This is a genomic window from Amycolatopsis sp. 3B14 (assembly GCF_050958625.1).
GTDB classification, from domain to species: Bacteria; Actinomycetota; Actinomycetes; order Mycobacteriales; family Pseudonocardiaceae; genus Amycolatopsis_E; species Amycolatopsis_E thermoflava.
In genome coordinates, this window is the sequence record NZ_JBHZEN010000107.1 from 1 (window position 1) to 7,731 (window position 7,731).

General features: G+C 67.5%; 8 protein-coding genes. All 8 read left to right on the plus strand.

Annotated elements, in window-relative coordinates; genetic code table 11:
• The first annotated feature begins 187 nt into the window (after nucleotides 1–187).
• The 8 genes from ACCP09_RS38860 (at nucleotide 188) to ACCP09_RS38895 (ending at nucleotide 7,425) form a co-directional block, all read left to right on the plus strand.
• Complete coding sequence (locus tag ACCP09_RS38860; RefSeq protein ID WP_433754026.1) at nucleotides 188–460, plus strand: hypothetical protein; 273 nt, start codon at nucleotides 188–190, stop codon at nucleotides 458–460.
• 367 nt (nucleotides 461–827) lie between these two features.
• Nucleotides 828–1,937, plus strand: coding sequence for an LLM class flavin-dependent oxidoreductase (locus ACCP09_RS38865; RefSeq protein WP_433754028.1), 1,110 nt, complete (start codon nucleotides 828–830; stop codon nucleotides 1,935–1,937).
• A 2-nt stretch (nucleotides 1,938–1,939) separates the two neighbouring features.
• A complete protein-coding gene (locus ACCP09_RS38870) occupies nucleotides 1,940–2,893 on the plus strand; it encodes a 3-carboxyethylcatechol 2,3-dioxygenase (protein WP_433754030.1) in 954 nt (317 codons plus the stop codon).
• Nucleotides 2,890–3,651: a dienelactone hydrolase family protein gene (locus ACCP09_RS38875; protein WP_433754032.1), complete on the plus strand. Its 762-nt coding sequence runs from the start codon at nucleotides 2,890–2,892 to the stop codon at nucleotides 3,649–3,651. Before ACCP09_RS38870 ends, ACCP09_RS38875 begins: the two co-directional genes overlap by 4 nt.
• Nucleotides 3,652–3,683: 32 nt before the next feature.
• Nucleotides 3,684–4,499: an alpha/beta fold hydrolase gene (locus tag ACCP09_RS38880; protein WP_433754034.1), complete on the plus strand. Its 816-nt coding sequence runs from the start codon at nucleotides 3,684–3,686 to the stop codon at nucleotides 4,497–4,499.
• A 101-nt stretch (nucleotides 4,500–4,600) separates the two neighbouring features.
• The gene (locus ACCP09_RS38885) at nucleotides 4,601–5,098 is read left to right on the plus strand and encodes a flavin reductase family protein (RefSeq protein WP_433754039.1); all 498 of its coding nucleotides are present in this window, start codon (nucleotides 4,601–4,603) and stop codon (nucleotides 5,096–5,098) included.
• The gene (locus tag ACCP09_RS38890) at nucleotides 5,098–6,204 is read left to right on the plus strand and encodes a 3,4-dihydroxy-2-butanone-4-phosphate synthase (protein WP_433754035.1); all 1,107 of its coding nucleotides are present in this window, start codon (nucleotides 5,098–5,100) and stop codon (nucleotides 6,202–6,204) included. The genes ACCP09_RS38885 and ACCP09_RS38890 overlap by 1 nt, the downstream gene beginning before the upstream one ends.
• A 114-nt stretch (nucleotides 6,205–6,318) precedes the next feature.
• Nucleotides 6,319–7,425, plus strand: coding sequence for an AraC family transcriptional regulator (locus tag ACCP09_RS38895; protein WP_433754037.1), 1,107 nt, complete (start codon nucleotides 6,319–6,321; stop codon nucleotides 7,423–7,425).
• The last annotated feature ends 306 nt before the right edge of the window (nucleotides 7,426–7,731 follow it).

The following is a 7,731-nucleotide window of genomic DNA, read 5'->3' on the forward strand; positions in this document are numbered from 1 at the left end:
AGGGTGGCGCTCGGTGGGAAGGTGTCGACGGCGTCGGCGATGGTCTGGTTCGGGTGGTTGCCGGCGGAGTCGGCAACAGCCTGGTCGAAGTCGACGTACTCGTCGGCGCCGAAGCGGGTGAAGTTGGCCCGGACGTCGTTGCGGCTTCTGCGCTGTCGAGGAGGGCAACGGTGGCTACTACATGCCCATGTTCGTCCGACTCGCCGAGGGCTACCAGCTCGACCAGCAGCTGATCGACGAGATCTCGCCGCGCCACGTGCCGGACGAGATCATCGCGGTTCCGGGCATCCCGCACACGCGAACGGGGAAGAAGCTGGAAGTGCCGCTCAAGCGGCTGTTCCGAGGAGAGGACGCGGAATCCGTTCTGGACCCGGCCAGTGTCGACGACCCTGGGCTCGTCGCTAGGTACTCCCAGTTCGCCAGCCGGCGTAGAGCACACCTGGACGGAATCCACGAGTAGCGGTCGCGCGATTCGCGGCGTCAGGTATCCGGCGAACGAGGGAAGGTCCGTGCCGCAGTTGCGCCCGCTCGCTGCGCTCTTGGTCAACGTCAATCTTCTCTGCCCCATCCGGCTGATCGCCGCTTTCACCGAACAGCTTCAAGCCCGCCCGCCGCAACCATCCTCAACGTCTCCTCTGGTGTCGCTTCCGTCCTCAGCATGTGCAGACCCAGGCCGCCTTGAACCTCCGCCAGTCTCCGATTCTGCCCGCGACCGGTGCGAAAAGTGGACAGACTTGAGCGAAGAACGGCTCGTCGGGCCGTGGCGCTCCGCCCTAACGTGATCGGCACCGGATCCGGTCGCGAACCGTGACGCGGACACCGGCCGAATGTCAGAGTGGACGGAGAATCAAGTGGTCAAGTCTTGGCTCTTTGAGATTTTCAGCTACCCGTACGATCCCGACCCTGCGAAGTTCGACCCGCAGTTGTGCAAGGATCTCTACGATTGGAAGCTGGAATCGTGGGTCGCCGCCGAGGACCTCGGATTCGACGGGGTCTTCTTCTCCGAGCACCACTTCACGCCGTACAGCATCAGCCCCTCGCCCAACCTGCTGGTGGCGACCCTGGCCCAGCGGACCAGCCGGATGAACATCGGGGTGATGGCGAACATCACCGCGTTCCACAATCCGCGCCGGCTTGCCGAAGAGGGCGCGATGCTCGACTACCTCACCGGCGGCCGGCTCGAGGTCGGCCTGGGACGTGGCGTGGACGAGCCCGAGTTCATTCGCGAAGGCGTCAAAATGGAGGAGACGCGCGCCCGGTTCGAGGAGTCCGTCGCGCTCATCCAGTCTGCCTGGACGGAACCCACCTTCACCTTCAAGGGCGAGTTCTACAACTACGACAACGTGAGTCTCTGGCCTCGGCCCTTGCGGTCCGAGCTGCCGATCTGGGTCACGGCGCTGAGCCCGCAGACCGTGAGCTGGGCGGCCCGGCAGGGTTTCCGGTTCACTTCGGTCTTCTCGCCGACCGACAACATGCGGACGATTTTCGAGCAGTACAAGAAAGCGGCCGCGGAAGCCGGTCGTGAAGCTGAACCCACCGACATGGGTGTGTGCCGCAACGTGTTCATCGCGGACTCCGAACAGGAGGCGCGCGATCTTGCCGAGCCCGCCTTCGACGCGCTGTTCGCGGCGTTCAAGGAAGCGGCTGTGTTCCACGACCTCGACAACGTGCCCGCCGGCTACGAGCACTACCAGTCCTTCTTCCGCCCCTTCGCCGGGGAGGACGTGTCGTTCGACGCTCTCATCGACATCGGCGCGATCTGCGTGGGGAGGCCGGAGACCGTCCGCGACCAGATCGTGAGCCAGATGGAGCACATCGGCTGCGGGAACTTCCTCAACTGGGGGTCGTTCGGCACCCTCACCAAGGAGCAGACGATGCGCTCCTACCAGCTGTTCGGCGAGCACGTGGTGCCGGCTCTGCGCTCCCTGAAGGTGTAGTCGTGACGTCCGAGCTGGCCTTGTGCTGCATGTCGCACACGCCGTTGCTGGGGTCGGGCGACCCGGGCGAGTCGGTCGTGCAGCGGGTCGACGGCGCTCTCCGCGACGCCAGGCGGTTCGTGGAAGCTTTCGACCCGGACCTCGTCGTCATCTTCGGCCCTGACCACTACCAGGGCTTCCGGTATGAACTCATGCCACCGTTCTGCGTCGGGTTGTCGGCTACAGCCATCGGCGACTACAACACCAGTCCCGGTGAGCTCGACGTGCCACAGGCACTCGCCGACGATCTGGTCGTCCACCTGCTGGCGGCAGATCTCGACGTGGCCATGTCGGAGAAGATGGTCGTCGATCACGGCATCGCCCAGCCGCTGGAAAACCTGTTCGGCTCGAGCGCGGCCAAACCCGTGATCCCTGTCTTCATCAACTCGGTCGCCGAGCCGCTGGGACCTCTGCGCCGGATCAGGCGCCTCGGCGCGGCGGTGGGCGAGTTCGTCCGGGACTTGGATCAGAAGGTTCTGCTCGTCGGCTCGGGCGGCTTGTCACACGATGTGCCGGTCCCGCGGCTGCGGCAGTCTCCACCGGAAGCTGTCGCCTACATTGTGGACAAGCGCCGAACGCCCGAGGAGCAGAAGGCGCGCGAGGAGGCGGTGTTTCAGGCCGGCCAGGCCTTCGCGCGCGGTGAGTCCTCGCTGCTGCCACTGAACCCTGATCTCGACGAGCAGATCCTTCAGCAGTTCGAGAAGGGCGACCTGTCCTGGTTCGACGCGATGAGCGTCGAGTGGCTCGGCAAACAGGGCGGCAGTTCGATTCACGAAGTGCGCTCGTGGATCGCGGCCCATGCCGCGCTGCAAACCGCAGGGCCTTACCGGACCGAGTCTTCGTTCTACCAACCGGTCCCCGAGTGGATCATCGGCTTCGCGGTGACCACCGCGCGACCACGAGAAACGACCAGGTGAGAGAATTGATTGAGAAAGAAGAAGTCGTCCGGACCGATGACGGGCCGATGACGGTCACGGTTCGCCATCCCGACGACAGTGGCCCGTTTCCCGTGGTCATCGTCTACCACGACGGACCGGGGCTGCGTGCGGACATCCACGACGTCAGCCGCAAGTTGGCGGGCGCCGGCTATTACGCTGTTCTGCCGGATCTCTACCACCGGCTCGGTCGTCAGATTTCCTTCGACCTGGCCGGTATCGGTCAAGGGCCGGGGTCACCGGAGTTCGACCGGCTGATGGCGGCGGTCACCTCGCTCAGTGATGACATGGTGCTCGCCGACACGGCCGCGATGCTGGAGGTCACGGCGAAGGACCCGGCCGCCGACATGAACGCCAAGGCCGCCATGGGGTTCTGCATGGGCGCGCGCTTCACGCTGCGGTTGCTCGCCGCCGACCCCGCGGGATACGCGGCAGGCTCGGCGCTGCACCCGTCGAACTGTGTGACGGATGACCCGGACTCGCCCCATCGGAGCGTCGGGAAGATCTCCGCCGAGCTGTTCGTCGGACTCGGCGCGGCCGACAAGCTTTCCCCGCTCGAGCTGAACAAGCCGCTGCGGGACGAGCTGGGGAGGCCGCCGGTGAAAGCGACTGTCGAGATCTTCGACGGCGCCGATCACGGCTTCATGTTCCCGCAGCTGCCTGCCTATCAGCAGCACGCGGCGTCCGTTTCGTGGGACCGCACGCTCGAGTTGTTCCACCGAACCCTGGGGAAGAGGTAGCGCCGATCATGCGATCTGCGGAGCTTGCTCCCGTGCGGACGGAGGACCGGGCCACCGGCGCGGACACGACGCACGTCGTGACGGCGGGAGACCCCGGTGGCGAACCGCTGCTGCTCCTGCACGGGACTGGACCGGGTGCGACGGGAGCGCTGAGCTTCCGGCCGCTCCTCCCCGGCATCGCGACGTACCGGTGCATCATGCCCGACCTGGTGGGATTCGGCCACAGCAGTCATCCGGAAACCCTGCCCCCGGGTCCGGGACCGTGGTTCAGGCGGCGCGTCGACGCGGTGCTCCGGCTGCTGGACGAGCTCGGACTGGATCGGGTTCACGTGGCAGGACACTCCTACGGCGCCCGCGTGGCGCTCGAGTTGGCCGTGCACGCACCCGAGCGGCTCGGGCGGATCGTCCTGATGGGCGCGGGTGGGACACCGGTCAAGGCCAGGCTGGGGACGCTCACCGCGTTCTACGAGAGCCCGAGTGAGGAGGCGATGCACGCGCTCGTGACCGCCCAGCTGTCTCGAGGCGATGTTCCCGGCATCGACGACTACGTGAGGGAGCGTTTCGCAGTCGCGGTCAGGCCGGAGGTGCGGCGGTCGTTCGAGGCCGCCATGGCGCCCGGCGAGCCCGCACCGGTCTACGACGAGTCGGTGCTCGCCGGCGTACCGCACCCGGTCCTCGCGGTGCACGGGAAGGACGACGGGACGATCTCGCCCGCCGCGGGGCTCTTCCTGGCCGAGCACCTTCCGCACGCGGACCTGCACCTGTTCGCGGATTGCGGGCACCTGCTCCAGTTCGAGGTGCCGGCCCGGCTCGGTGGCCTGATCCGTGAGTTCCTGGCAGCGGCGTAGGCGACGAGGAGGCAACCATGCCACCGGTCGAGACCGTCGGTGCACCGTGCCGTGCCACGAGCCTTGAGCCTGAACCCCGCGGCCGTGACAGGAGGCCTACGTTGATCGTTCCCGACCCAGACGAGACTGGCCCGCTACGGCGGGTCTATGGCACCTTTCCCAGCGGCGTGGTAGCCGTGTGCGCGCTGCGCGACGCCGCTCCGGTCGGCATTGTCGCGAGTTCGTTCGTCGCGGTCTCGATGAACCCGCCGCTGGTGTCGGTATGCGTGCAGCACACCTCCACGACCTGGCCGCTTCTGGCCGACCGTCCCCGGCTCGGGCTGTCGGTGCTCGGGACCACGCACGACCGGGCCTGCCGGCAGATCGCGTCGAAGACGGGGGACCGGTTCGCCGGGATCGGCTACACCGCGACCGGCGAGGGTGCGGTGCTCCTGCACGGCGCGGCCGCGTGGCTGGATTGTTCGATCGACACGGTCATCAGCGCGGGGGACCACGACCTGGTGCTGCTTCGCGTCGAGGCCATGCAGCCACACGAAACGGTCGCCCCGTTGGTCTTCCACGGCAGCCGGCTGCACGCGCTGTCCGCGTTGGCGTCCTGATGTCCGCCCAGCCCGCCCCCCGTTTCGCGGACGACCGGGTCGCTCACGCGGTGGCCGCATTGCGCGCCGGACGCCCGGTTCTCGTCGGTGGCGGCACCGAGTACGACGTCGTCCTCCCCGCGGCACTGGCCGAGCCGCGGTGGACCGCATGGACGGTCCGCCACACGTCGGGGATTCTCTGCGCACCCCTTCCGGCCGAACGTGCCGGCGCACTCGGCCTGCCCCCGATGGTCCAGGACAACCAGGATCCGCGAAGTCCTCGTCATACCGTCTCGGTTGACGCGGCACACGGCATCACCACCGGTATCAGCGCGACTGACCGCGCGCGCACCGCGCGGGTGCTCGCCGATCCGGCCAGCGGCCCCGCCGACCTCATACGGCCCGGTCATCTGCTGCCGCTGAGGGTCCATGCCAACGGTGTCGTCGTACGGCCCGAGCACGCCGAGGCAGGCGTGGACCTGTGCCGCCTCGCTGGGCTTCCGCCAGTGGCGCTGACCGCCCGGCTGGTCGGCGACGGTGTGGGGACGGCCGGTGACGAGGACGCGGCCCTGCTCGCGGCTCGGCACGACCTACCTGTCCTGCACATACCGGAGCTCGTCGAGCACCGGTTGCGCTTCGGAGACGGGGAGCGAGGACGCGTCACCCGAGTCACCAACGCCCGGTTGCCGACCGTGCACGGGCAGCTCGACGCCGTCGGATACCGCGACGAGGTCACCGGGGCCGAGCACATCGCGCTGGTCGGACGTCCGCGGACGAGTGTGCCGCTCGTGGCGGTGCACGCCGAGTGCGTCACCGGTGACATCTTCAAGACTACGCACTGTGACTGCGCTCGGCGTTTCGCTGAATCGGCGGCCATCATCGCCGATGAGGGTGGTGTGCTGGTCTACCTGCGCAGGCCGGGAGCGCGGGTGCTCGGCGCCCTCGACGGGCACGATTGGACGACTGCCGACGACGGCGCTGCCGGCGCGATCGTCGCCGACCTCGGGTACCGATCCGTCCGGCTGCTCACCGGGCCGACGGCGGCCCCGCAGCTTGCCCGGCCCGGCCTCACCGTCCTCGCGGTGCAGCATCGAGCCGCGAGCCTGGCCTGGTCGAACTTCGGCTGATGCGGTTCGTTTTCCGGACTGTCGACCGGAGCGCGGAGCACTACCATGTTGCCGAAGGCTGATCACCGACCATCCTTGCTGTGCCACCCGAAGCCGAGTGGGAGGTACTCGACGATGACGTCGAGGCACGCGTCCGAGGGCTACGCGCTCGCAAAACAGATCGCGAAGGGGCAACGAGCCACTTCGCGAGGCCTCCTGCGCACCGACGACCTCGATGAGGCCCGCGGTTTCCTCACCAGCGTGTACGCACCCCACCACATCACGGCGGTCGAACGAGGCCGATTCGGATTCTGCATGCGGGTGCTGAACGCCGAGCGGCTCAGGATCGGGTACAGCAACTTCAGGTCCGACGTCCGGCTGGACGTTCCGCCACCGTCGTTCTACGTGTTCTGCTACGCGCCGTCGGGATCCGTCGACGTCGTTTCGGGCCGTCGGTCCGCATCCGTTTCCCGTACTACCGCGGCTGTTCTGTCGCCCAGCGCGCCGTGGCGGTTCGAGCGCTGGACCGACGACAGTACGTTGATGGCGATGCGGATCGACCGCGCCGATCTGGAGGACGATCTGTCCGCCATCCTCGGCAGAAGGGTTGTCGAGCCGATCGAGTTCGGCGACAAGCTGGACCTCACCAGGGGGCGAGGCGCCGACTTCGCCCGTGTGCTGCGACTCCTGCAAGACGACGTCGGACAGCCGAGCCAGCTTGCCCAGCAGCATCCGGTCATGGCGTCGCACCTGGGTCAACTGGTGCGGTCGGCGCTGCTCATGTCGCAACCGCACAACTACTCGGACAAGCTCGACGAAGACCGGGGCTCGCGCCTTCCCGCCGCCATACAGAGGGTCGTCGACGTGATCGAAGACGACCCCATGCGGGTCGGCAGTGCGGCCGACATCGCGAGGATCGCGTGTGTCAGCCTGCGCGCGCTCGAAAAGGCGTTCGTCCGGGAGTTCGGCATACCGCCGATGGCGTACCTTCGGCAGGTCAGGCTCGCCCGGGCACGGAATGACCTGATCAACGGGGACCCCGATGCCCTCACCGTGTCCGCGGTGGCGCTCCGCTGGGGTTTCGGCCACCTCGGCCGGTTCGGCGCCGCGTATCAGGAGCGGTACGGGGAGCCACCGTCGCACACATTGCGGCGCGGGAACCGAGGACTCGAATTCGTGGTGTCGCGACCGCCCTGGTTCGAAGACAACCTCGACAACGGTGACGACGTGCGCCGATCTTGACGGCCAACCCGAAGGCTCAACCAGTTCCGGACGCGCACCTGGAGGGGCGGTCGGTCGCGGAGAGTGTCCATCGAGCCATTACATCTGGTCGGAACCGGTGGGCCGGGCGGGGCTCGAACCCGCGGCCAAGGGATTATGAGAGTGCGAAATCACCCGGCAGGAGGAGAACCTGCAGGCAGCGGAAGGCTGAGGTCCGTGAAGGTGGGCAGCGCTGGCATGAGGTGACGATCGTTCATGGACAAGTTCATGGACAGGATCCCGGGCGGGCCTCGTGCTTCTCGCGCTTCACCGGTCAGGGGAGAAGGT